Below are 23,559 nucleotides of genomic sequence, written 5' to 3'. Positions count from 1 at the left end.
CTACAAGGGTTTGGATTAATGTGGGATATTATACAATTTTTTTCTGGAATTCGGCATCACGAGATTTCCAGATTATCGACTCGGTTTTTTGCTTGTTCAATCACGTCGCGAGCCATGCTTTCATCAATTCCTTCAATTTCAGACAATTCTTCGACGGTTGCCACTGAAAGTTCCGCCATTGTTTCAAATCCGCTGTCCTGCAAAGTGGTGATGGTATCATCCGAAGCGTTCGCCAGTTGCGTGATTGGGATGTCTGGATCTTCTTCGCCGTCCTCATCTTCGACTTCGATGGATTCTTCCGTCGCGTCGCTGACTGCTTGCTGAGTTTCTTCGACGATTGCGTCGTCTTCCACAGCCGTGCCGGCTTCTTCAATTTCAGCGCTTTCCACTTCTACGACTTCCTCGACAGGCTCCGGGGTCGTATGCAATTTCGCGATTTCCAAAATCAATTCCGCCTTTTTGGGGCCGATTCCTGTCAGCGCGGTCAAGCCTTTCAGATCGCGTTTGACGACTTCCTGAACCGTCACCACGTCGTTAGAAAACAGAATCGTCATGATTTTTGGACCCAGTCCCTTGGCGTTTTTGATGATATCCAAAAAGTCAATCTGGTTGTTTTGCGCGGGCATCGTTTTCCATGTTCCCGCGTCGCCAAGCGATCCGGCTTCGGATTCGCCTTTGATATCGACTTTCCATTTCACCAGCTTCGCCGCCAGTCGCACGTTCTGACCCTTCTTTCCAATGGCCAGAGACATTTGGTCGTCGGCGACAATGATGATCATGTGTTTTTCGGCGTCGTTGCGAATGATTCTGGAAATTTTCGCAGGACTGAGCGCGTTGCGCATGAAGACTTCAGAATCTTCGGAGTATTCGACAATGTCTATTTTTTCGCCGCGTAATTCCTGAACGATGGATTGGACGCGCATGCCTCGCATGCCGACGCAGGCGCCGACGGCGTCAATATCCCGGTCGTTGGTGCGGACGGCAATTTTGGTGCGTCCGTTGGGTTCTCGCACAATACCCATGATCTCGACCATGCCTTCGCTGATTTCAGGAACTTCAAGCTCGAAAAGGCGCTGAACCAGGCCGGTGTGGGTGCGTGAGAGCACGACGACGGCGCTTTTCGGCGTTTTGCGCACATCAACCACATAGGCGCGAATGCGTTCGCCGCGGTTGAAGGTTTCGCGAAATACCTGTTCGCGGCGCGGCAACACGCCTTCTGCTTTCCCGAGGTCGACGATGAGGTCGCCGCGTTCCACGCGTTGAGCGATGCCGTTGATCAAATCGCCTTTTTTATCCTTGAATTCGTTGTAGGTATTTTCAATCTCCGCTTCCCTGACTTTTTGCAGGATCACCTGTTTTGCCAGTTGAGCGGCAATGCGTCCGTATTCGGCAAGTTCCTGTTTGACCAGAAGGGTTTCGCCGGGTTCTGCCTTTTTATTGATCTTCAGCGCTTCTTTAAGGGAAATTTCCTCGGCGTCGTTTTCGATGTCTTCAACGACGGTTTTTTCAACCAGAATCTCGACTTCTCCGGTTTCCGGGTTGAACTCGCTATGGATTTCCTTAAACTCCGGCCAGCGTTTTTTAGCGGCGGCGGCCACGGCGCTTTGCAGGGCTTCCACCAGCGTTTCCGGCGAGATGCCTTTTTCGCGGCTGATTTGCTCTAATAGGGAGAGCGCTTCTAAATTCATTTCAAAGTCCTTTAAAATGGCCCTTCACGCGAGTGGCGCGGGGTTTCTGTAATTCCTGGATTGCTTTGAATCGAGTGTTGTTTGTGAAATCAAAAACGGGATCGTTAGATTTCCACGACCAGATTAGCGACCGATATTTGTTCAAACGGAATTTCTTTTATTGTGGCGTCTACTTGAAGGAACAGGGTTCGTTCCTGAAAATCCTTAATCACGCCCGTAAAATTTTTTTGGCCCTGGATGGGCGAAAACGTTTTCAGTTTAATTTTCTTTCCAGCGTACTTTGTGAAATCTCTTTCTTTTTTGAGCGGTCGGTCCAGGCCGGGAGAGGATACCTCCAGTACATAGGGGATTGAAATGACTTCGTTGATGTCGACCAGATCGCTGATTTGGCGACTCAGGTTCTGACAATCTTTTAAAGTGATTCCGCCGACTTTATCAATATATATTCTTAATATCCAGGAGGGGCCGGATTTTTTATATTCTACGTCAACCAGTTCGAGACCGTCCTCTTGAGCGATGGGTTCGACAATTTCTGTAACTTGATGAGAAATTGAGGATTTGGCCATCTTAACTACGTCCTTTTAACGGCTCGGCGCTTTTTGAGCAAAAAAAATGCGGGCTTCGCGCCCGCAACTCAAGCAGGTCTATTTGTCATGCAAGTTTACTAAACCGGGATTGGGGTTGCAAGCGAAAATTTATAGAGCGGGGATTGTTTCTAAAGAGTTTGCAATATTTCCTGTATTTGTTGCGGGGCCGAGGAAAGATTGGGGGTGGAAACGGCTCCGGTGGAGCGGATTTTGACCTCGGCGACGCCTGCTTCCAGGGTTTTGGGGCCGATGACCACTTGTACGGGGATTCCCAATAGTTCGGAGTCTTTGAATTTGACGCCCAGGCGTTCCGGGCGGTCGTCGAGTAATGCGTCGATTCCCTGCGCCAACAAGTCCTTGTATAGTTTTTCGATCGCCTCCCGGGTGGCATCATCTTTGTGGTTGGCGGGCAACAGGATCACTTCGAAGGGGGCGATGGAGCGGGGCCAGCAGATGCCTTTTTCGTCGTGTCGTTGCTCAATCGCAGCGGCGGCGGTGCGTCCGACGCCGATGCCGTAACAGCCCATGACCATGGCTTGTTCCTTGCCATTGGGGTCGAGGAACTGGGCTTTCATGGCGGAGCTGTATTTTTTTCCGAGCACAAAAATATGCCCGAGCTCGATGCCGCGTTTCACTTTCAGACTGCCTGAGTCGCATTTGGGGCAGGGGTCGCCTTCTTTTGCGAGGCGAATATCTACCATTTGCGTGGCTTTCAGGTCGCGGTTGGCTTGAATGCCTGTCAGATGCGCGTCGGCTTTGTTGGCGCCTGCTACGGCGTTAGCCATGCCGGGCACTTCAAGGTCGGCGTAAATGGGGTATTTCAAACCGACCGGGCCAACGTAGCCGCAGTGGATGGATTCGTCTTTGGACAGGATGGCTTCCGGGGCCGGGTGCAACCATTCACAGCCGATATGGTTCTTCAGTTTGATGGGGTTGATTTCCCGGTCGCCGCGACAGAGTCCGGCGATGATGCCCTGATCGCTTTCAAACAAGATGGTCTTGATGATTTGACGCGGCTTGACGGAAAGAAAGGCGCTGACTTCTTCGACGCTTTTCTTGCCGGGGGTTTCGACTTCCTGAATTGGGGTGTCTGTTTGCGCTCCGTTGTCCGGTGCGTCCGGTCGGCATTCCGCGAGTTCGATATTGGAGGCGTATTCGCAGGCGTCGCAGAATCCGATCTGGTCTTCGCCGGAATCGGCGAGAACATGGAATTCATGCGAGCGGGCGCCGCCGATGGAGCCGGTGTCGGCTTCGACTTTTTTATATTCCAGACCGCATCGTTCGAAGATGCGGGAGTATGCGGCGGCCATGTCGTCGTAAGTTTTATCGACGCTGGCTTCGTCGGCGTGAAAGCTGTAGGCGTCTTTCATCATGAATTCGCGTCCGCGCATGATGCCGAATCGGGGACGCACTTCGTCTCTGAATTTGGTTTGAATCTGGTAGAAGGCCACGGGCAGTTGTCGATAGGATTTGATTTCCTTGCGCACCATGTCGGTGATGACTTCCTCATGCGTGGGGCCGTAACAGAATTCGCGCTCGTGCCGATCCTTGAAGCGGAGGAGTTCTTTACCGTAAAATTCCCAGCGTCCGCTTTCCTTCCAGAGTTCGGCGGGTTGAACGCTGGGTAGAAACACTTCCTGCGCGCCAACGCGATTCATTTCCTCGCGGATGATATTTTCAATTTTCCTCAAGGTGCGCAGACCGAGAGGCAAAACGGAATAGATGCCAGCGGCGATCTGCCGGATCATTCCGGCGCGGATCATGTACTTGTGGCTCGCCACGTCGGCGTCTGTCGGGGAATCTTTTAATGTCGGGATGAAAAGTTGGCTGAAACGCATAGGGGTTTGAAACGCGCACAGGCGTTAGAGTAGCTCGTTGGCAAGTTCGATGTCTTCGGGATGGTGAATTTCCATCCATCCCTTGTGGATTTCCAGAAAATTAACGGCGAAGCCCCGGTCGATCATTTCCTGTATCAGATCAGTGAAGGTGAACTGGGTGATGTCTTCTGCTTCCTGAAATTTTCCTTCATAATTTTGCAGGCAGTCCTGATAGGTCTGGATAAATTGCTCGGAGCCGGTCTTGCTGAACTTGGCAAGCCCGATGAATTCATGCGTCACGGTATCGGGGTGAAGTTTGTTTCCGATCTTGGTGATCAGATTCTCATGGACGAAGCTGATTTTCCGGTGGCTGAGCTTGTGTTTGTTTTTACTTATAATGTAGTCCAATAATTTTTCATTATCAGCCCGGTGGTATTGCACGGCATTGTCGACGACCAGCACAATATCTTCGGAGGCGCCTAACAGCTTGGTGATGATATGTTCTTCGAGAAGGATATCGGAGTAGAGCATCAAAAAGCCGTTGCTCATTTTTTCTTTGGCGGCGAACACGCTGTGTAGAGGGGTGCCGTTTTTATAGTCCTTGTTTTCGATGAAACTAACGCCTTCTGCGGCGATTTGATTACTTGCGTAACCGGTGACGACGGTCACGTCGGTCAGGTTGTTATGGTTCAAGGCGGCGACCTGTCTTTGGAGCAGGGTTTTTCCACCGAGTTCCAGCATGGCCTTGGGTTTGCCGTTCAATTGTTTTTTCAAGAGCGAGTCTTCGCCAGCGGCGGGAATGATTACGGCGATATTGCTGGTCAACTCGTTTTCTTCGTCCTTCTTTTTTACGTCGAGAAAACCGACTGCGGAAAAAATTTCTCTAACGGCGCTGCACTGCGGATCGGCTTCAAAAGATCGCTGGCTCGTCAAAATGGTTTTGGCCGTTTCTTCCATTGCTTTGTAGGCGGCGCGCAACAAGTGGTTGGCGTGGATGACAATATTGAAGCCCTGTTCTCCCAATTCCTCTTCGGTGATCGAGTTGTAGGTCGTGGGCACGCATACAAGGGGTTTTCCATTGATGAGTTCGGCGGGAAATTCTTGTTTATACCTGCGGGAAAATTCGATGATCTCGTCTGGTTTCTTGGATTTGGAATGGATCATGATGCCGTCGACGCCGGCTTCCAGATAGATCCGGGCGCGGTCGAGGGCTTCATCCATGGGCTTGCCGGCAATGAGGCTTTCAATTCTGGAGATAATCATGAAATCATCCGTCAATTGAGAGCGTTTGCCGCGTTTGATTTTTTGCGCGAACACATGCGGGTCTTCCAGCGTTTGTTGCGCTCCGGTCTCCAGGCTGTTGCGTTTTGGGAAGACCTTGTCTTCGATGATGACGGCGGAAACGCCTGCGCGTTCGAGTTTCGAGACCATGTATTCAAAATTATTGGCGTCGCCTCCGGTGTCGCCATCGACGATCATTGGCTTGTTGGTGACGGCCAGAATTTCATAGATGGTTTGCAGTCGGGAGTCAAAACTCACGACTTCAATGTCTGGGTGTCCTTTGGAGGCTGAGTCGGTCAGACTGCTTTCCCAGAGAGCGTCAAATTCAAGTTTCACGGCGTCGCCCTGTTCCTCGCCTTCCACGGTTGTATTATTTGCAATGATGCCGCTGATTCCATTATGCGCTTCGAGAACTCTCACCGGGCGTTTTTGCTTCAGCAGGGATTTCAGTTTGCCTCTTCGAATTTCAGGCAGGGTATTGTTTAGCAGAGTCATTGATTGGTATCGGAAGACTGGCGAGCGTCCATTTCCTCGCGCAACCATGCGGGAAGGTAGACGTTTTCCAGATCAAATTTCAGAAAGGTGGTTAAAAAAATTTCTATTGTTTCTTTCGGGGTCAGGTTGCGATCGAGGAGAATCAAATCTTGCCCTCGGAGTTTGCAGTGGCCGCTTTGGGTCTGAATTTCGCTTTCTTCAAATCGGGTGACTTCAATGTTGATAGAAAGTTTGCGGGCAACCTGTTCCAGCGCTTGTAATTTGGTTGCGTCGTCCACGCTCTACGTCGCCGCCTGATTAATGTTTTATTATAAATTCTTGGTAATTAACAGGAAAAATATAAGTTTCGTGAAAACGGCCCTGTTTGAGGACTTGTTTTAGCCAATCAGGCGCATGATGTCGTTGTAAAACGCAAAAATCATAAGGCTGATGAGCATGACGATGCCTACATGTTGCGCTCGTTCTCTATTTCTCTCGCTGACCGGTTTTCCCTTGATGAGTTCGATGAGGAAAAAGAAAATATGTCCGCCATCGAGGACTGGTATGGGGAGCAAATTCAAGAGACCAAGATTGATGCTGAGCAGGGCGGTGAGGCGTACGAATTCGCTGAATCCCTGTTCTGCCTGTTCGCCATAAATCTGGAATATCAGGATCGGTCCGCCAATGGAATCGGAGGGGATAGAGCCTGTGATCATTTTTTTGATGCTGACGCCAATCAGATAGGTCAAACGCCAGGTTTCTTCGAGGGCGCGCTCAAAGGCGCCCCAGAGACCGTACTTTTCTTCAAACAATTGCCCGCTCAGGCCCACGCCGATCACGCCGATGGTGGTGTTGCCGCCTTCTGCGTCTTCTACCGTTTTAGGCTCCGGGGTGACTTGAAGCATGCGTTCGGAGCCATCGCGTTGAATCGTAAAAGTCAGTTCGGTTCCCGGCTTGTCAACAGCGGCGGGTTTGAGGTCTGCCCAGCCGTGAATCGGCTCGCCATTGACGGCAATGATTTTATCGCCGATCTGGATGCCGGCTTTGTCGGCGGCGGAATCTTTCTTCACAAAGGTTACGTTCTGCACGAGAGGGGAGATGCCGATCAGGCCCACGGTTTCCTTTTCGCCAAACAGATTGACGATTTCCTCAGCCATGGGGGTGATGCTCATGTCCATCAATGTGGACTGGCGTTCCAGCGTCAGAGACAGTTTTTTCCCCGGCGCATCATGGACGACTTTTTGAAGGTCTTCCCAGAATCGGATTTCCGTGCCTTCGATCATGGTGATCTTGTCGCCGGTTTTCAATTGGGCGACCTGGGCCGGGGAGCCGTCTTTGATGGAGCCGACCACTGGGGCCAGGCTGGGGGAACCCATCAGGAAAATGACGTAGTAAATAGCGATTGCGAAGAGAATGTTGAAGAGCGGGCCGGCAAAGGCAATGAGCAGACGGTGCTGTGGCGGCGCGGCGGCGAAGGAGCCTTTAATGCTCAAGGATGATTCTTCGAGGTCCTCGCCCTTCATTTTGACGTAACCGCCAAGAGGAATCGCGGCCAGCAGGTATTCCGTGCCGCCGGATTTAAAGCCGAGCAAACGCGGACCAAATCCGATGGAAAAAACCTCGACTTCAACGCCGACCCTGCGCGCGGCAAGAAAGTGACCCAGTTCGTGGACAAAGATCAACGCGGCCAGGCCGATCAAAAATACCAGCATCTTGGCGGCGAATCCAAACGCCCCGTCTGTGGGCAAACTAAACAGTTCGAACATGTTATCTCTTCACTCTTTGTTGGTAAAATCCAGTAATTCAGCGCCTTGGGGTTTTACGAATTGGAAAGTTGCTTCAGGGACGTCCAGATTGATCTGGATTTTAGTGAACCGGATTTCTGTCTGATTACCCAATTTATCATACACGGTTGCCCCGGTAATTTGAAACGATTTGTTGTCCGCGTACAGGGCCAGCCGGGTCAGGGAATGGTCTTCCTGTTTTGGAACCATGCTGACCACCAGTTCTCTGTCGATTTTTTTAATTCCCGTGGTTTTGAAACTTTCCATCAGTTTTCCTTTGCCGGAAAGGAACAGGGCGGGGGCATTAGATGAATAGACATTTTCAACCGGCATTTGAGAAACCTGGCCTTCTTCGGGAACGTAGAGCCATAATGTCTTGTCGTTGCTGATCAGCACTTGCGGATCGGGCGCGTTGTAGACCCATTTCATTTTGCCGGGTTTTTTAATCACCACCGTTCCGCTCGACTGCTGGGCTTTGCCCATCATCTTGACGTAGGACTTCTGGCTGAATTCGGCGGAAAAGGTTTTGACGAGTTCATACTGCTTTTGAATCGCTTCCATCGTTGCGAGCGTATCGTTTTCCGCGTGTGCGGGGCCGGGACATAGAATGAGCAGGGCAAATAGTAATAAACGCGACATTGGGATTATTTGTTGGTAGCGCCGGAGGGCGAGCGTTGTGGATTGAGAACGATGCTTCCATTTGCAAAGAGTTGTAGCGCGCGAGCGTAGATGATATGTTCCTGCTCCAGAATTCGGGCGCTGAGGGCGCTTTCATCGTCGTTGTCGTAAACCGGGACCACGCTTTGCATGATGATGGGGCCGGAGTCGACGCCTTCATCGACATAATGCACTGTGCATCCTGAAAATTTGACGCCATAGTCGAGCGCCTGCTTCTGGGCGTTCAGGCCCGGGAATGCGGGCAAGAGGGAGGGATGAATGTTGATGATCCTCCCCCTGAATGCATCGATGAATTCCTTGCCAAGAATTTTCATGTATCCGGCGAGGCAGACGATATCGATTGAATGTGCGTTGAGTTCGTCGATCAGAGCGGTTTCGTATTCCGTCTTACCGGAAAATGCTTTCGGGTCGACAAATTTCGCAGTAATGCCGCGCTCGCGGCATTTCTCCAGTGCTGGCGCGGATTCTTTGTTGGAAAGAACGATGGCGACCTGAGCCTGTAATTCGCCGCGCTCAATATGATCTAGTATGGATACCAGGTTGGACCCGCGGCCCGAAACAAGGACACCCAATTTAATGCAATTATTTACCATCGGCAATTGCGAAAACGCGCTTCCCCTGCAATAATAATTATCATGCTTGAGATTAACATTATTACGGGAGCTAAATCAATGTTGACAAATTACCGTCGCCTTTTAAATTAGAACTCTATGCAAAATAAAGATATCGACGCGATCACGGAAGACTGGGTGGCCACTCCCCCCGCTGTTTATTTTAAGTTCAAAGAGGCGGTGGAGGATCCTGACACTTCGTTCAAGGAGTTTTCAGAGATATTAAGCGCCGACCCGGGCTTGCTGATTCGGCTCCTCAAGATCGTCAACAGTCCTTTTTACGGATTGGACGCCAAGGTGGAAACGGTGGAACATGCAATGACCATCGTCGGCTTGAATCAGTTGAGCGATCTCGTGTTGACGACGACGATCATGAACGAGTTCAGCGGCGTTCCCGGAGATTTACTCAATATGAATACTTTCTGGGAGCATAGCGTCGCCGTTGGCGTCTCCGCTCAGATACTGGCGGGGTATCTGGGGGAAAAAGAACTGGAGCGGTTTTACATCGCCGGGATGTTGCACGACATTGGAACTCTGGTGATTTGTAAAAAGGCTCCCGAAAAAATGATGCGGGCCGTCAAGCTGGAGAAGGAAGGCGCGGGAGCGATGCACGAAACGGAACGCGAGGTGATGGGCTTCAGTCACGCAGACGTTGGCTCGTCTTTACTCAGGGCCTGGAAATTACCCCAGCGCTTATTGGATTGCGTGTCGTTTCATCACCATCCATTGGATGCCAAGAGAAATATGAAAGAAGCGGCAATTATCTATTTTGCAGATTATCTGGCGGATCAGATCGGTTCGGGAGATCTGGGCGATGTGTCGCCGCCAAAACTCGACCCGGCTGTTCTGAAGTCTCTGGAACTTAATGAGACTATCCTCTTGTCGATGCGCGAAGAATCGCAGGAGCGATTCGCGGAAGCGATTAAACTGTTTAGCTGAGTTTGGATTCGATGAAATATTTTTTTATAGGCGCGGTTTTGCTGTTGATGATGACCACATCGACCCGGTCGTTTGCGGGAGTCGATGAGGAATTTCTCAACGCTGTTCATGGGGGTGATGTGGAGGCGACGGCTCGTTTGCTGGAGGCCGGGGCGGAGCTTGAAAGCAAAACTACAAAAGGGAGCACCGCGTTGATGACGGCGTCCATCGCCGGGAATTCTGAACTCATTCGTTTTCTTTTAAAGCAGGGTGCGGATGCCAATGCGCATAATCATTATGGCGACACTGCTTTGATCCTCGCCGCTACAAGCGGAAACCTGGCTTCTGTGAAGCTGTTGCTGGATGCGGGCGCGCGGATAAATTCAGCGAACGGCTTTGGCTGGACAGCGCTGCATCGCTCTTCGAGATACGGCAGGCTGGACATCACACGTTACCTGTTGGCGAATGACGCCAATATCAACGCCCGTTTGATAGACGGCAACACGCCGATGATTATCGCCGCAGGCGAGGGGCATTCCCTCATTGTCAACGAACTGATTGAAGTCGGCGCCGATTTGCATTTGAAAAACAGACGCGGTGAAACGGCTTTGCTTTTAGCGACGGCGACAGGCCGGGCGGATATCATGGAAACGCTGATTCAAAACGGCGGTAATCCCAATTTGAACAATCGTTGGGGACAACCCTTGCTGGTCGTCGCCGCTGAGCGCGGTTTTAAGGACGCGGCGCAAACCTTGCTGGATAGAAATGTCTCCCCCGACAGCAAAACGCGAAATGGCTGGAGCGCGTTGTTTCATGCCGCAAAATTCGGGCGTCTTGAAATCACTTCACTGCTCATCGAGAAAGGCGCGACCGTTGATCTGCGCAGTCGGGCCGGAGCGACTCCTCTTATGATCGCCGCCGAACGCGGGGAAGCGGACATTGTAAAAATTCTTCTGGATCATGGGGCGAGTGTATTTTCCCTCAGCAAAAATGGTAGCGGCGTTTTGGCCAGCGCCGCGGCGGGGGGCGACCCCGATGTGATTCGGATTCTGCTGGAACAGGGCGCGTCTGTGGACGTTCCCATCGCCAACGGTTCCACGCCATTGATGATCGCCGCAGAGAGAGGACATTTGGAAGCGGTGGAAGTTTTGTTGAAACACGGAGCGAGCGCCAATTCACGCAGTAAACTCGGTTGGACGCCGCTGATGGTTGCGGTGGCAGGGGGGAATCCCGCTGTCGCCAAAACCCTGTTGGATCATGGCGCGGACCCGGGCGCGAAGAGTCGAAAAGGCTGGACGGCTTTATATGTGGCGGCGCAATTAGGGAAAAGTGAAATTTTCAAGTTGTTGAAGGCGACGGCAGGTTCGGAAGAATCCGCCGCCAATCCATTTTAATTTTAACTTTATACACGAGGTTCCATTGAAAACACAGATCACCATCGGCGTTATTGCTATCGTTTCCTTTTTCGCCAATGCGGCGTTCGCCGGGCAGGAAACGTTGAAATCGAAAGAAGATATTACCAGTTACAGCCTGGGCCTGGATATTGCCAAGGGCATTCAGGATTTGGCGAAGGACACCAATCTGAATCCTGAAATCATCCTCAAGGGCTTTGCCGATGGAATGGACGATAAGAAAGACCTGCTCTCGGAAGAGGAAGCGCGTCAGGCTCTCGCAGAATTCCAGAAACAAATGCAGGCGATCGAACGCAAACGTCAGCAAGAAGAAATGGCGCGCATGGAAGAGGAAATGAAAAAGCAGGGCGAGGTCAATAAAAAGGCCGGCGAGGCTTTTTTGAAAGCGAACAAATCCAAGTCGGGAGTGAAGACCCTTCCGAGCGGATTGCAGTATCAAGTCATCAAAGCGGGAACGGGGAAAACGCCCACCGCCGCTGACCAGGTCGAGACGCATTACCGCGGCACGCTCATTGACGGAAGCGAATTTGACAGCTCTCACAAGCGCAACAAGACGGTGGTGTTCCCCGTCAACGGCGTCATCAGCGGTTGGACGGAAGCTCTGCAGTTGATGAAAGAGGGCGGGCAGTGGCGCCTGTTCATCCCGCCGCAACTGGCTTATGGCGAACGCGGAGCGGGCGGCATCATTGGCCCGAACGCAACCTTGATCTTTGATATTGAATTGATCGCGGTTAAATAAATAGATGTCCGAACCGCTCTTGAACGAGCGGTTCGGGCGTTATGAAAACTTTCCACCGGTTCCATCATGACTGCCTTCGGCTCGAAGGGTGAAAAAAAGTTACAAAAAGAGTTTGGTTGCGAACGCAACGCAACTTCTTTCTATAAAAACCAGATGCGCGACATTCTCAATCCCGCCATGCAGGAGTTCATTGCAGAGCGGGATTTGGTTTTCATCGCCACCTCCGATGCTGGCGGCGAATGCGATTGTTCATTTCGCGGCGGCCCTCGCGGTTTTGTGCGTATCCTCAACGACAGAACCCTGGCCTACCCGGAATATCGCGGCAACGGGGTGCTGGCGAGTCTGGGCAACATCAGCGAAAACCCTCATATCGGATTGATCTTCATCGACTTCGAGGAAAATTCCATTGGCTTGCATGTGAATGGGAAAGCGCGCATTGTAAAAAACGACGAACTGGAGCTGGAGAAAGAAACGCGCATCCTTCTGGAGCAGGAAAAATACAAGGAAGGCGGCAAGCCGCCGGAATGCTGGGTGTGGATTGAAATCGAAGAAGCCTACATCCATTGCTCCAAACACATCCCCCGTTTTCAAAATATGGGCAAACAGATCCATTGGGGAACGGATCAGGAATCGCACAAGCGCGGCGATTTTTTCAAAGCCCCTGAGACTTGATAAATTTTATGTGGCCAATTTGATGAAGAGAATGCCGCTTTTTTGAGGCGGCATTTTTTTTGAGTTCAGCGGCGGTTTTTGACGATCTCAAAGGCTTTGTATTGCAGGGCGAACTCGAAAAATTCGGGGTCTTCGATGAGTTTGTCTCGCACGCCTCTGGAGGCGGATCGTTTGATGCCCTGGGGCAGGCCGAGTGAGATGAAGATAACGATCAGTCCCAGCCACCATTTATAGAGCAGGGCCAAAGCGATGCCAAGAGGCAGGCCGAGGAACCAGATCCAGGTGTAGACGGTTTGGGTTTTCTGGTAGGCGGCGCCGAGGCGTCCGGTTTCGACGATTTTGAAGGCGACGGCTCTGTCGATGACAATATGGATATCACCGTTTCTTAATTTTTCTACAAACTTTTCGTGCTTCAAGAGCGCTCCTGACTGATATGTTCGAGACCTTGCAAGAGGGTCTGCTTAGCGGTTGTTCTTCATGGCCTGGTCGATTTCTCGTTTGGCCTGGCGTTGTTTGATGCTTTCGCGTTTGTCGTAATGCTTCTTGCCTTGCGCCAGGCAGATTTCAACTTTTATCTTGCCGCCTTTGAAATAAAGTTTGAGGGGGATCAGGTTCCAGCCTTTTTCCTGCGTGCGTCCGATCAGTTTGTCGATTTCTCTTTTGTGAAGCAGGAGCTTGCGCTTGCGTAGCGGGTGGCTGTTGAACTGGTGCGCCGGGTCGTAGGGCGTGATATGACAGTTCAGAAGCCAGACTTCTCCGCCTTCGACGGTGGCGTAGCTGTCGGACAGATTGGCCTTGCCTGCGCGCAGGGACTTCACTTCCGGGCCTCTGAGGGCGATTCCTGCTTCCATGCATTCGTCGATGAAATAATCGTGACGGGCTTTTTTGTTCTGACAGATGATCTTGATTTCGCTCATTGGCTTTTGACTTCCTGAGATATTGTGATGGCGCTCCCGATGCCTGCCTTGAGCCGCTCGGCGGCGTTTTCCTGATTGCAGAAGATTTCCAGGCGATTCCAGCTATTGATCAGCGCGCCGTATTGCTCGGCGGCGACCTGCGTATAATTTTCGACCAGTCCTGCGATGGATTTTCTGGAAATTCGGATGCGGAGTTTGCTTTGTTTTTTCTTTAAAGGTATTAAATCGTCCGCCTTGATATTGCTTGAAAGGTTGCCAAACCGGTCAACGTGCAAAATTTCCCCCTTCAATGTGTCGCCCTTGCGTTCAGGCCCAGGGAAGCTCAGGCGTTGAGCGTCTGTGATCTTGCGCCCGAGTTGTGAGATGGGCGTTCCCTTTGCCAGCCAGGCGGCGATTGGGGCGAACACATCTCTGCCGTGAAAGGTTGCGGAAAGAGGGGACAGGAAATATTTTTTTTTGTTCAGCTCATAGCACTTGCTTCGCGGCGTCAGCAAGGCGGAGGCCAGTCCGTTGTCGGGGCCGACGAAATAACAGTCGCCGCAATCGACCGCCATCGCTCTTCGTTCGCTTCCTACGCCGGGATCGACGACGGCAAGGTGAATGGTTCCCTTCGGAAAATACGGAGCGGCAGATTCGAGAGTGAGCGCCGCCTGACGAATGTTTTGCGGTTCGATTTCGTGCGTCAGATCGACGATGCGGGCTTTCGGCGCAATATTCCAGATCACCCCTTTCAGAATTCCTGCGAAGGGGTCGCGCAGACCAAAGTCGCTGGTCAGAGTCACGATGGGAGGCATGCGGCGACCTGCTGTTCGGAGACGTCGGTGATGCGCACCTCGGTCAATTGGTTGGCAAGCGCGTCGTCGCCGGAAAACTCAACGGCGATATAATGCTCGGTATGTCCTTTCAGCAGGGACTCTTTGCGCGTCCGTTGCGCTTCCACCAGCACGGTCGCCTTGCGGTTCAGGAATCGCTTCTGGTAATCCAGAGATTTTTGTTTGGCGATTGCCGTGAGAATTCGATTGCGTTCCTTCTTAACTTTTTTCGGGACTTCATTTTTAAAATCGTAGGCTTCTGTGCCTTCGCGCGGCGAATAAGTGAACACGTGCAGATAGGTGAAGGGCAGGCGTTCGACGAGGCGTCGGGTGTTCTCGAATTGTTCGTCGGTTTCTCCGGGGAAGCCGACAATGAGGTCGGCTCCAAGGGCCAGCTCCGGTATGGCGGAGGCGGCTTTTTCTACCACGTCGATGAAGGGTTGCGTCAGATAATTGCGTCGCATTCGCGTCAGGATCGTATCGTCCCCGCTTTGCAGGGGGATATGAAGGTGAGGGCAGATGCGGTCGCTTTGCGCCATCAGGTCGATCAATTCATCCTCGATTTCCATGGGATTGATCGAACTCAGGCGGACGCGATAGTCTCCGGGCAGATCGATGATGTCTTTAACCAGCGATGAGAAGGTTTGCGCTGGCGTGAAATCCATTCCCCATGTTCCGAGGTTGATTCCGGTGAGGGTGATTTCCTTGAAGCCGGAGTCGATGGCATGCCTTACGTTATTCAATATATTCTCGCGGGTATCGCTGATCGACTTGCCGCGCGCGCGCACGACGGTGCAGAAAGAACATTTCTCGTCGCATCCGGTTTGCACTTTGATGAAGGCTTTGGTTCGACCCTGGATGGCTGAGATGGGAAGGGCCTTGAATTCTCTCGGCGCATGGATGTCGGTCATGACGATGTCCGCAACCGCCTCTGCGTCTTTCGGCGAATCTTGTTCGAGTCGGGTTTTGATCGCGTCTGCGATTTCCAGTTTATTGGCGTTGCCCAGGACGATGTCCAGGCCGTTCAGTTGCGCGGCCTCTTCCGGGTTGAGTTGGGCGTAGCATCCGGTGAACACCACCAGCGCCTGATCGTTGATGGCAAGTGATTTTTTAACGGCCAGGCGGGAATTCTGATCGCTTTTCTGGGTGACGGTGCAGGTGTTGACGACATAGATGTCGGCTTCCTCTCCAGAATCGACCACGGAAAAGCCTTCCTGCATGAGAATGGCCTGCATTTCGGCGGTGTCGTTTTGATTGGTTCTGCAACCCAGCGTTGTAAACGCAACTCGGTTTTTAGCGGTTTTCATAAGGTCTATGGAATTTGAAATTAACGGGAAACGTATCTTATTGCAAGCGGGTGAATTTAATCAATATGAATTTACAAAGGCTTACCCAGACGCCCCTAGTCTGCTCTTGATTCTGCAAAACAGGTTTGTTACTATTCCCCCCTCATTATCTAAAATGTCGTGGAACAGTGTGCGCGAGTTCTGTTGACGCAGGTTTTCCCTCAACCAAAGGCTCCCATGCAAAATGTGGATCGAAAAGCCCGCTCCTTCCTGGAAAAATGGTTGCATAAAACCGTCAAGGAATATGTGGCGCATATGGATGGCGGGCAAAACGGTCATTTGCATGATACCATCGTGGGCGGCATAGAAAAACCTCTAGTCGAAATTGTTTTGAAAGAGGTCAAGGGCAACAAAACCCAGGCGGCGAATATACTGGGCATCAATCGTAACACCCTCCGAAAAAAAATTCAGGATCATAATATTCAATGGGATTGAGCAATCTCGCGGCGATCATTCTCGCGGCGGGCAAGGGAACCCGGCTGAAATCTCCGCTGGCCAAGGTGTTGCAACCGCTTGCGGGGCAACCCCTGTTATCCTACGTTCTGCAGGCGGTGCGACCGCTGAAGCCGGGAGCCACGATCGCGGTGATCGGTTATCAGGCGGAGCAGGTGCGCGAAGCGTTTCAGGGCGAGGCGGACTTGCAATATGTTCTGCAGGCCGAGCAGTTGGGCACCGGGCACGCGGCGGCGCAAGCGAAAGAGGTTTTGCAGGAGTTCAGCGGCGATTTGTTGATCCTTTGCGGCGACATGCCATTCATTCGCACCGAAACCTTGCAGGAAATGCTGTCCTTGAGACAGAGCACGAAGGCGGCCTGCGTCATGCTGAGTTTTATCGACCCGGAGAATCAGGATTTTGGTCGCGTTGTGCGAGGGGAGGATGGTTCGGTGGATCGGATCGTTGAAATGCGCGACGCGACGGAGCAGGAGAAAAGGGTTGACGAATTAAATGCCGGCGTTTATTGTTTTGAAAAGGAATTGTTTTTTAAAGCCTTAGATAAGCTCGACAATCAGAACGCGCAAAATGAATACTATTTGACCGATACCATTCATTTGTTAAAATGCGAAGGCTTGAGGGTCGATTCGGTGTTGGCGAAAGACACTCGCGAAGTGTTTGGTATCAATTCCCTGGACGACTTAAACAAGGCTGAGCGCATGGTAGCCGACTTTCACCCTTTCGAATGATCCATTCCTTTGAAATACCCGTCACTTCAGAATATTAAACAAAGATGAAAGCCGTCATTCTAGCCGCTGGAAAAGGGTCTGGTTTGGGAGCGATCACAATGACTCGCCCTTTGCCGATGATTCGTATGGCAGGCAGGACGCTGTTCGACAATACCGTGGATTTGCTCAAGCAGTCCGGGATCAACGATATCTTCGTGGTGGTGGGTCACCAGAAAGAAAAGCTGATCGAGCGTATCAACGATCATTCTCAAAACGGCCTCAATCTGCATTACATGGTGCAGGAGAAGAGCGGCGGAATCGGTCGCGCGGTTTTAAAAGTAAAAGATAAAATTTCCCCTGGCGAATATTTTCTTCTCATTTACGGAGACACCGTCACGGCGGAGAATATTTTTTTCAAGGCGCAACAATCCTTTCACGCTTTCAAGTGCCCCATCGCTTCGATCTGCCTGCCGCCGTCGAACGAAATGTTTGGCAACGTATTCTTGAACGCGCAAATGCAAATCACAAAAATCATTGAGAAGCCCAAAGGCGACAGCCTGGGCAATTACGTGCTTTCAGGCGTCTTTGTGCTACCGGAATCGTTTTTTGGATTGCTGGAAAAGAATCGCGGTTCGATGGAAAAGGCGCTCAAACAGCTGGTGGAAGACGGAAGCATGAAGGCCTCCATGTGGGAGGATGAATGGCTGGACATCGTCTACCCCTGGCATGTTCTCGAAGCCAACAAAATTTTGATGGATTCCTGGCAGGAATCATCCATTGCCAAGTCGGCGGTTCTCGAAGGGAACGTGACGATTCAGGGCGTGGTTCATATTGAAGAGGGCGCCGTGATCAAAGCGGGGGCTGTTTTAGAGGGGCCGTGTTCCATCGGCAAGGGCAGTTATATAGGGAACAATTCTTTGATACGCAGTTACACTTCTCTCGGCGACCATTGCTCGGTCGGCTACGGCGTGGAGTTGAAAAACTGCGTGATCCTCGACAACACGCGCGTGGGGCGTTTGTCCTTTATCGGCGACAGCGTGCTGGGCGAGCGGGTCGATATTGGCGCCGGGTCCATGACCGTCAACCGTACGGTGGACTGGAAATCGGTATCAATCAAAGACGGCAAGCGTTTGGTGGATTCGGGTCTCAATAAACTGGGAACCTTTATCGGCGACGACGCGGTCGTCGGAGCGGGCAACACCATCGAGCCGGGAACCACCGTAGCGCCGGGGAAAATATTAGAACCCCGATATTCAGTAACTCGTTAATTCATAAGCCAGACTATGTGCGGAATCAGCGGCGTTGTTGGACTGAAAAACGTCACAGACATGTTGTTCGAAGGAATCCTCAGCCTGGAGTATCGGGGCTACGATTCGTGCGGCGTTGCGCTGGTTGACAAAAAAAAGTTGCTGATAAAGAAAGATATCGGCGGCGTTGAAGAGTTCTTTCGCAAGGAAAGAGTGCTGTCCCATAAAAGTAAGATCGGCCTGGCCCATACCCGATGGGCGACGCATGGAAAAGTTCTGCGCAAGAACACGCATCCCTTCACGTCGACGGATAAAAAATTCGCAGTTGTTCATAACGGAATCATTTCCAATTACCGCGCCTTGCGCGATCAACTGGAAAAGGAGGGTGTCTGCTTTGTTTCCGAAACCGACTCGGAGGTGGTTCCTCATCTGCTTGAAAAATTTTACAAGGCGACCGGAAGCGTTGAAGAAGCCCTGCTCAAGACGCTCAACCTTCTCGAAGGGGCCTTCGCTGTCGCGTTCATCACCGAACACGAACCGGACACCATCTTTTGCGCCAAGCGCGAATCGCCGCTCATGCTGGGCATTGGCGACGAGTTTAAATTTGTCGGTTCCGATTTCAACGCCTTCATTGAGTACACGCGCAATGCGGTGATTCTGGAAGACGGCGAGTATGCGATTCTGACCCGCGACGCCTATGTGATTAAGAATTTCCTCACCCGCGCTGAATCCGCCAAAACCATCACAAAGATCGAATGGGACAGCGATACCTCTCGTAAAGGAGGCTATCCGCATTACATGCTCAAGGAGATTTACGAGCAACCGCAAACAATTTCCAATGCGCTGGAATCTCTCGACGCACCTCTTGACGCGGTGACGGAATTGATTGCTGATTCAAAGCGGGTCTATCTTGTCGGCGTTGGCAGTACCTTTTATGTCGCCAAGTACGGGAAGTATGTGTTTTCGAATTATGCTGGAGAGTTTTTTCCGACGATCAGTTCCGATGAGTTCAGCGGATTGGCGACGGTTGATAAAAACTGTCTCGTGTTTGCGGTATCTCAATCGGGGGAGACCTACGATACCTTGCAGGCGCTGAAGTTTGCCAAAGCGCAGAAGGGCAAGACGGCGGCAATCGTCAACGTGATGGGATCGGCGATTTCGCGGATGGTGGATCGTTTGATTCTACAAGGTTCCGGCCCGGAAATTTCGGTCATCAGCACCAAGGCGGCTTTAACGCAGATGACGATCATGAATCTGCTGGCCCTGCGCCTCGGATTGAAAAACAAACACATCACAAAAAAACAATACAACGCAAGTCTTCGGTCTTTGGCGGAATTGCCTGAAATCATCCAGAGCATTCTCAACGAACGTTCCGGCTTCATTCATCGCATCGCCAATCGTTACTCACAGGCCAAGCATTGGTTGTATCTGGGGCGCGGCGTGTACTACCCGATCGCTCTGGAGTCGGCGCTGAAAATGAAAGAGGTCGCCTATGTTCACGCGGAAGGGATGCCGGGCGGCTTTCTGAAGCATGGAACGCTGGCGTTGATCGACGACGATATTTTTTCAATTGCGTTTGTGCCGCCAAAATCAGACTCGAGCCTGTACGTTTCAACCATGCACTGCGTTGAGGAAGTGCGCGCGCGATCCGGGTTTGTTCTGGGAATTCATTTTGACGAACGCGGCAAGAATAAAGATTTGTTTTCGGAAGAGTTGATTCTTCCTCCGGTGCCTCCAATTCTGGCGCCCTTGATTCATTTGGTGATTGGGCAACTCTTTGCTTATTTCACCGCAACCTCACTCAAATGCAACGTTGACCGTCCACGATTTCTGGCAAAATCGGTGACGGTCGGCTGATAAGGATTTTAGAATGAAAACGAGACAGACGCCCATAGCGTTGACCATTGCAGGTTCCGACCCGAGCGGCGGAGCGGGGATTCAATCTGATTTGAAAACATTCGCGGCGCTGGGCGTCTCGGGCCGCTCCGTTATCGCGGCGCTGACGGCGCAAAATTCACTTGGCGTTAGCGAAACTTTTGACGTGCCTCCGCAAACGGTTCTGGCTCAAATGGATTCGGTATTCGATGATACGCCGCCCCTGGCGGTGAAAACCGGAATGCTGGGGGATGCTCAGGTGGTTCTGGCTCTGGCGGACAGTTTGAAAGTGCGCAGGGCGAAGAACCTTGTGGTGGACCCGGTGTTTCGTTCCACCAGCGGCAAGACCCTGTTGTCGAAGGAAGGCGTTGCGGCCATGATAGAACATCTCTTGCCGCAAGCGGTTCTGGTCACTCCCAATTTGAAGGAAGCCGAGGTTCTGTCAGAAATGCGCATCAAATCCAGCGCGGATCGGGTGAAGGCGGCGCGGGCCATCTTGAAAAAAGGTCCGAAAGCGGTTTTGATCACCGGCGGGCATGGTAAGGGCGATCCTGTGGATACCTTTTGCGAGGAGGGGCGAGTGCACGAACTGGTCAGCGAGCGCATTGGCGGCAAGGTGTCGGTTCATGGTACGGGGTGCGTGCTTTCAGCGGCGATTGCGGCTCACCTTGCGCAAGGCGACGATTTGTTGGAAGCGGTGACGCGTGCAAAACAATTCATCAACGTCGCCATCGTTTTTTCTGAGTGTAGCGGTAAAGGCGCTCCATTTGCCAATCCCATGGCTTCCCTGTATCGAGAAATGGAACGCTTTGACGCCTTGAATCGGGTCTGCGCGTCGATTGAGAGACTGAAAGGAAACGATATCGGTCGTTTGGTTCCGGAAGTGCAATCCAATATCGGCTATGGTTTGAAGCTGGCTCTCAATCGCGACGATGTTGTCGGCTTTCCGGGGCGGATCACCAAAATTGGCAACGAAATCGCGGTTCCTGCGCCGCCGTGTTTTGGCGGTTCGCGTCATGTGGCGGATATCGTATTGACGGCGATGAATTTTGATCGGGAGAAGCGCGCGGTGATGAACATCAAATACGAACCGCGCTTGATTCAGATTTGCAAGAAGTTGAAATTATCCATTGGGTCTTTCGACCGCGCGGATGAACCGAAAAAAGTAAAAACGAAAGAAGGCTCCAGTCTGGAGTGGGGCACGGCATCGGCGATTGAAGCGATGGGAAAAGTGCCGGACATCATCTATGATATCGGCGGATTTGGTAAGGAAGAAATGATCCGCGTGATCGCCAATGATATGGAGAGCTTGACCGACCTCATTCTGAAGATCGGCAAGCTCTATAACGCAAAATGATTCGAACCGGCTTTATAACATTTCCTGATTGATCAGGATTTCAGCCTGTGCGCGTTTTCCGGTGATCCAGTCCTGAAAGATCGACTGACCTTTTTCAGCGCGGAGACGGTCGGCAATTTTCTTGTATTGATCCGCATCCGGTTCGCCTGCGTTCACCCGGTCGTTGATTCTGATAAAAAAGTTCCTGCCCAGCGCGGAGACGGCCGTCACCTCGCCCTTATTCAGATTCGCAATTTTATCTTTCACAGGTTGAATATTTCCGACTCCAGGGATTGAATCGATCAGGCTGAACAAGGGGCTGGTCTTGATTTCAACATCCATATCTTTAGACAGTTTCTCCAGATCTTTGTTCTGCTGGTACTGCGCGCTCAGTTTCTCAAATTGTTCCTGCGCATGATCCTTGTTCTTTTTCTTTAAGAGATTCGCTTTCGCTTCCTCCCGGACTTCTTCAAAGGGCGGGATTGCCGGCGCGGCTTTTCCAACCAATTTAATCACGTAGGAATGCTCTGGCGTGTGTACTGCTTCGCCGATCTGGTTTTCCTTCAGCGAAAAGGCCTGCTCAAAAAATTGCGGGGCCGAACCGATGTCTGGTAAATCCCGGTCTCGTCGTGAGAAAAAGCCGGTGGTTTTCGCTTCGGCGTCATGCGCTTTCGCGGCAGCGGCCAGGTCGCCCGATTTCTCGGCTTCGCGCTGAATACGGCGAGCCGCTCTACGCGCTTTCTGCTCCGCTTTGATCTCCTTCAAAGCCTGGGTGATTTCGTCCTTAACCTCGTCGAGCGTTTTGGTTCGACCGGGGGTGAAGCCATCGCGTTGAATGATATGGAAGCCGAATGGTGTGCGAACGACGTCGCTGATTTCGCCATCTTTCAGCTTATCCAATGCGGCTTCGAATTCTGGAACCATCACGCCGCTGTCAAATTCGCCGAGGTCTCCGCCTTTTTCACCCGAAGCGGCGTCGTCGGAAAATTCTTTCGCGGCGTCAATAAAGTTGATCTCGCCGCTTTTGATTTTTGCGTGCGCGGCTTCGGCGCGTTCTTGCGCTTCCTTCTCAGACGCCTTCTGGCGTTCTTCAATGCTTGCAGTTTGATCGCCGACCTGCGGATTAAGGCGGAACAGGATGTGTCGCGCCTTGAATTTTTTCTTCACTTCAAACGCGGTGATTTTTGCATTGTAGTAATCCTGAATTTCCTTATCTTCCAGAGTCGCTTCGTCGAGAAATGATGCGGAGGCCAGTTTCACGTACTGTACTTTGAACTGCTCAGGCGTTTGGAATTTCGCCTTGTTGGCTTCATAGAAGGCTTTGATCTCATCATCCCCGAGGAGGAATTCCCGCTCGAACTTGTCGTCGAAAAAAGAGACGTAGTCGATCTTTATTTTTTCCGCTTCGCGCTCATAGATTTCCATGACTTCGGATTCCATGACCTTGGCGGCGCTCATGACGAGATTTTCGATCTTTTCAATGACCAGAGCCTGGCGTTGTCCTTCTTCAAATTGAAGGGCGTTCAAGCGATTGAAACGCAGGTAATTTTTGTAGGTGGCAGGATCAAACTTTTCGTCTTTTTGAAACGCCGAGTATTGTTTGATATGGTCCGCAAGCTCTTCGTTGGTGACGCGGATATTCAGTCGCTCGGCTTCCTTGAGGAGCAAGTTCTTCTGGATGAGCGAGTCGAGGGCTTGTCCCTTGATGTCGAGACGCTCGATCAACTCGTCGTTGAACTGGTTGCGGAATTGTTCGCGGTAAAAGCGCACCAGATTATTGAAGGTCTGGTTGTATTCGTTGTAATTGATCGGTTTCCCATCGACCGAGGCGATGACTCCGCCGCGGGCAGTCGAGGCTCCGCCCATTCCCCAGGAATAAAAAATAGTGCCGATAAAGGCCAAAACGATGAGCCACAAAATACCTTTGACCAACCAAGAGTCTGAGTGCTGTCTGATTAAATTGAGCATTGCTTGTTATTCCTGACGAAAATGTCTCTTATAATAAACTTTTCATTCTATAGGAAGGCTGAGCCAAAGCGCAACCGTTTAAATAGGTTTTTGATGAATTACCTGCATTAAAAAAACGCTTTCGGCGCTGTAGGACCGGAGCCAATCTAATTTCCTTGCAATTTATAATGGCCCTTGCTATAAAAAAGTAGCGGTCTAAAAAACAATGGGTTACATTCATCCATTTCCCTCCCTTCC

Annotated in this window: 22 protein-coding genes; 9 read left to right on the top strand and 13 right to left on the bottom strand. The window is 51.5% G+C overall.

Going from position 1 to position 23,559, the window contains the following annotated elements; genetic code table 11:
- Nucleotides 1–56 precede the first annotated feature (56 nt).
- From nusA to G3M78_13625, 8 genes are all read right to left on the bottom strand, one after another.
- On the bottom strand, nucleotides 57–1,688 hold the full coding sequence (gene nusA / locus G3M78_13660; protein ID QPJ66384.1) for a transcription termination/antitermination protein NusA: 1,632 nt from the start codon (nucleotides 1,686–1,688) through the stop codon (nucleotides 57–59).
- 104 nt (nucleotides 1,689–1,792) lie between these two features.
- Nucleotides 1,793–2,254, bottom strand: a complete 462-nt coding sequence (locus G3M78_13655) for a ribosome maturation factor RimP (protein QPJ66383.1) — start codon at nucleotides 2,252–2,254, stop codon at nucleotides 1,793–1,795.
- Nucleotides 2,255–2,403: 149 nt separating this feature from the next.
- On the bottom strand, nucleotides 2,404–4,113 hold the full coding sequence (locus tag G3M78_13650; GenBank protein ID QPJ66382.1) for a proline--tRNA ligase: 1,710 nt from the start codon (nucleotides 4,111–4,113) through the stop codon (nucleotides 2,404–2,406).
- Nucleotides 4,114–4,137: 24 nt separating this feature from the next.
- Nucleotides 4,138–5,868 (bottom strand): phosphoenolpyruvate mutase, encoded by a 1,731-nt coding sequence (gene aepX / locus G3M78_13645; protein QPJ66381.1) that lies wholly within the window; start codon nucleotides 5,866–5,868, stop codon nucleotides 4,138–4,140.
- Nucleotides 5,865–6,146, bottom strand: a complete 282-nt coding sequence (locus G3M78_13640; protein QPJ66380.1) for a hypothetical protein — start codon at nucleotides 6,144–6,146, stop codon at nucleotides 5,865–5,867. Before G3M78_13640 ends, aepX begins: the two co-directional genes overlap by 4 nt.
- A gap of 99 nt (nucleotides 6,147–6,245) precedes the next feature.
- Nucleotides 6,246–7,613 (bottom strand): RIP metalloprotease RseP, encoded by a 1,368-nt coding sequence (gene rseP, locus G3M78_13635; GenBank protein ID QPJ66379.1) that lies wholly within the window; start codon nucleotides 7,611–7,613, stop codon nucleotides 6,246–6,248.
- Nucleotides 7,614–7,622: 9 nt separating this feature from the next.
- Nucleotides 7,623–8,270 (bottom strand): outer membrane lipoprotein chaperone LolA, encoded by a 648-nt coding sequence (lolA, locus tag G3M78_13630; protein ID QPJ66378.1) that lies wholly within the window; start codon nucleotides 8,268–8,270, stop codon nucleotides 7,623–7,625.
- Between the two features lie 5 nt (nucleotides 8,271–8,275).
- Nucleotides 8,276–8,902 carry a phosphoribosylglycinamide formyltransferase gene (locus G3M78_13625; GenBank protein ID QPJ66377.1) on the bottom strand — a complete coding sequence of 209 codons (627 nt, stop codon included), beginning with the start codon at nucleotides 8,900–8,902 and terminating at the stop codon, nucleotides 8,276–8,278.
- A 117-nt stretch (nucleotides 8,903–9,019) separates the two neighbouring features.
- Here G3M78_13625 and G3M78_13620 point away from each other — a divergent pair, with 117 nt between their 5' ends.
- The 4 genes from G3M78_13620 (at nucleotide 9,020) to G3M78_13605 (ending at nucleotide 12,661) form a co-directional block, all read left to right on the top strand.
- Nucleotides 9,020–9,859 carry an HDOD domain-containing protein gene (locus G3M78_13620; protein ID QPJ66376.1) on the top strand — a complete coding sequence of 280 codons (840 nt, stop codon included), beginning with the start codon at nucleotides 9,020–9,022 and terminating at the stop codon, nucleotides 9,857–9,859.
- An 11-nt stretch (nucleotides 9,860–9,870) separates the two neighbouring features.
- Nucleotides 9,871–11,232, top strand: coding sequence for a hypothetical protein (locus G3M78_13615; protein ID QPJ66375.1), 1,362 nt, complete (start codon nucleotides 9,871–9,873; stop codon nucleotides 11,230–11,232).
- 103 nt (nucleotides 11,233–11,335) lie between these two features.
- Complete coding sequence (locus G3M78_13610) at nucleotides 11,336–11,989, top strand: FKBP-type peptidyl-prolyl cis-trans isomerase (protein QPJ66865.1); 654 nt, start codon at nucleotides 11,336–11,338, stop codon at nucleotides 11,987–11,989.
- Between the two features lie 66 nt (nucleotides 11,990–12,055).
- Complete coding sequence (locus tag G3M78_13605; GenBank protein ID QPJ66374.1) at nucleotides 12,056–12,661, top strand: pyridoxamine 5-phosphate oxidase; 606 nt, start codon at nucleotides 12,056–12,058, stop codon at nucleotides 12,659–12,661.
- A 65-nt stretch (nucleotides 12,662–12,726) separates the two neighbouring features.
- Here G3M78_13605 and G3M78_13600 read toward each other — a convergent pair whose 3' ends face one another.
- The 4 genes from G3M78_13600 to mtaB are packed head-to-tail and all read right to left on the bottom strand — an operon-like array spanning nucleotide 12,727 to nucleotide 15,697.
- On the bottom strand, nucleotides 12,727–13,077 hold the full coding sequence (locus tag G3M78_13600) for a hypothetical protein (GenBank protein ID QPJ66373.1): 351 nt from the start codon (nucleotides 13,075–13,077) through the stop codon (nucleotides 12,727–12,729).
- A gap of 45 nt (nucleotides 13,078–13,122) precedes the next feature.
- Nucleotides 13,123–13,578 carry an SsrA-binding protein SmpB gene (gene smpB / locus G3M78_13595; protein ID QPJ66372.1) on the bottom strand — a complete coding sequence of 152 codons (456 nt, stop codon included), beginning with the start codon at nucleotides 13,576–13,578 and terminating at the stop codon, nucleotides 13,123–13,125.
- A complete protein-coding gene (locus G3M78_13590) occupies nucleotides 13,575–14,372 on the bottom strand; it encodes an SAM-dependent chlorinase/fluorinase (GenBank protein QPJ66371.1) in 798 nt (265 codons plus the stop codon). The genes smpB and G3M78_13590 overlap by 4 nt, the downstream gene beginning before the upstream one ends.
- Nucleotides 14,357–15,697, bottom strand: a complete 1,341-nt coding sequence (mtaB, locus tag G3M78_13585) for a tRNA (N(6)-L-threonylcarbamoyladenosine(37)-C(2))-methylthiotransferase MtaB (protein ID QPJ66370.1) — start codon at nucleotides 15,695–15,697, stop codon at nucleotides 14,357–14,359. Before mtaB ends, G3M78_13590 begins: the two co-directional genes overlap by 16 nt.
- Nucleotides 15,698–15,913: 216 nt before the next feature.
- Here mtaB and G3M78_13580 point away from each other — a divergent pair, with 216 nt between their 5' ends.
- The 5 genes from G3M78_13580 to thiD are packed head-to-tail and all read left to right on the top strand — an operon-like array spanning nucleotide 15,914 to nucleotide 21,375.
- Entirely contained in the window at nucleotides 15,914–16,171 is a 258-nt protein-coding gene (locus tag G3M78_13580; protein QPJ66369.1) for a Fis family transcriptional regulator, read from the top strand.
- Nucleotides 16,162–16,917 carry an NTP transferase domain-containing protein gene (locus G3M78_13575; GenBank protein QPJ66368.1) on the top strand — a complete coding sequence of 252 codons (756 nt, stop codon included), beginning with the start codon at nucleotides 16,162–16,164 and terminating at the stop codon, nucleotides 16,915–16,917. Before G3M78_13580 ends, G3M78_13575 begins: the two co-directional genes overlap by 10 nt.
- A gap of 44 nt (nucleotides 16,918–16,961) precedes the next feature.
- Entirely contained in the window at nucleotides 16,962–18,164 is a 1,203-nt protein-coding gene (locus G3M78_13570) for an NTP transferase domain-containing protein (protein ID QPJ66367.1), read from the top strand.
- A gap of 15 nt (nucleotides 18,165–18,179) precedes the next feature.
- Nucleotides 18,180–20,000, top strand: a complete 1,821-nt coding sequence (gene glmS / locus G3M78_13565; protein QPJ66366.1) for a glutamine--fructose-6-phosphate transaminase (isomerizing) — start codon at nucleotides 18,180–18,182, stop codon at nucleotides 19,998–20,000.
- A 46-nt stretch (nucleotides 20,001–20,046) separates the two neighbouring features.
- Nucleotides 20,047–21,375: a bifunctional hydroxymethylpyrimidine kinase/phosphomethylpyrimidine kinase gene (thiD, locus tag G3M78_13560; GenBank protein QPJ66864.1), complete on the top strand. Its 1,329-nt coding sequence runs from the start codon at nucleotides 20,047–20,049 to the stop codon at nucleotides 21,373–21,375.
- A 12-nt stretch (nucleotides 21,376–21,387) separates the two neighbouring features.
- Here the strand turns inward: thiD and G3M78_13555 are convergent, their stop codons facing one another.
- Nucleotides 21,388–23,322, bottom strand: a complete 1,935-nt coding sequence (locus G3M78_13555) for a hypothetical protein (GenBank protein ID QPJ66365.1) — start codon at nucleotides 23,320–23,322, stop codon at nucleotides 21,388–21,390.
- Nucleotides 23,323–23,559 lie beyond the last annotated feature (237 nt).

This window comes from Candidatus Nitrohelix vancouverensis (assembly GCA_015698305.1).
GTDB lineage: Bacteria > Nitrospinota > Nitrospinia > Nitrospinales > VA-1 > Nitrohelix > Nitrohelix vancouverensis.
The sequence above is the reverse complement of the archived record's forward strand: the minus strand, read 5'-3'. Positions and strand labels throughout refer to the sequence as shown.

Coding starts and splice junctions, on each gene's coding strand:
- G3M78_13590 (QPJ66371.1), bottom strand. CDS start 14,372: ATGCCTCCCATCGTGACTCTGACCAGCGACTTTGGTCTGCGCGACCCC.
- G3M78_13575 (QPJ66368.1), top strand. CDS start 16,162: ATGGGATTGAGCAATCTCGCGGCGATCATTCTCGCGGCGGGCAAGGGA.
- G3M78_13615 (QPJ66375.1), top strand. CDS start 9,871: ATGAAATATTTTTTTATAGGCGCGGTTTTGCTGTTGATGATGACCACA.
- G3M78_13625 (QPJ66377.1), bottom strand. CDS start 8,902: ATGGTAAATAATTGCATTAAATTGGGTGTCCTTGTTTCGGGCCGCGGG.
- G3M78_13605 (QPJ66374.1), top strand. CDS start 12,056: ATGACTGCCTTCGGCTCGAAGGGTGAAAAAAAGTTACAAAAAGAGTTT.
- glmS (QPJ66366.1), top strand. CDS start 18,180: ATGTGCGGAATCAGCGGCGTTGTTGGACTGAAAAACGTCACAGACATG.
- G3M78_13580 (QPJ66369.1), top strand. CDS start 15,914: ATGCAAAATGTGGATCGAAAAGCCCGCTCCTTCCTGGAAAAATGGTTG.
- G3M78_13655 (QPJ66383.1), bottom strand. CDS start 2,254: ATGGCCAAATCCTCAATTTCTCATCAAGTTACAGAAATTGTCGAACCC.
- rseP (QPJ66379.1), bottom strand. CDS start 7,613: ATGTTCGAACTGTTTAGTTTGCCCACAGACGGGGCGTTTGGATTCGCC.
- aepX (QPJ66381.1), bottom strand. CDS start 5,868: ATGACTCTGCTAAACAATACCCTGCCTGAAATTCGAAGAGGCAAACTG.
- G3M78_13570 (QPJ66367.1), top strand. CDS start 16,962: ATGAAAGCCGTCATTCTAGCCGCTGGAAAAGGGTCTGGTTTGGGAGCG.
- mtaB (QPJ66370.1), bottom strand. CDS start 15,697: ATGAAAACCGCTAAAAACCGAGTTGCGTTTACAACGCTGGGTTGCAGA.
- lolA (QPJ66378.1), bottom strand. CDS start 8,270: ATGTCGCGTTTATTACTATTTGCCCTGCTCATTCTATGTCCCGGCCCC.
- G3M78_13620 (QPJ66376.1), top strand. CDS start 9,020: ATGCAAAATAAAGATATCGACGCGATCACGGAAGACTGGGTGGCCACT.
- G3M78_13650 (QPJ66382.1), bottom strand. CDS start 4,113: ATGCGTTTCAGCCAACTTTTCATCCCGACATTAAAAGATTCCCCGACA.
- nusA (QPJ66384.1), bottom strand. CDS start 1,688: ATGAATTTAGAAGCGCTCTCCCTATTAGAGCAAATCAGCCGCGAAAAA.
- smpB (QPJ66372.1), bottom strand. CDS start 13,578: ATGAGCGAAATCAAGATCATCTGTCAGAACAAAAAAGCCCGTCACGAT.
- G3M78_13555 (QPJ66365.1), bottom strand. CDS start 23,322: ATGCTCAATTTAATCAGACAGCACTCAGACTCTTGGTTGGTCAAAGGT.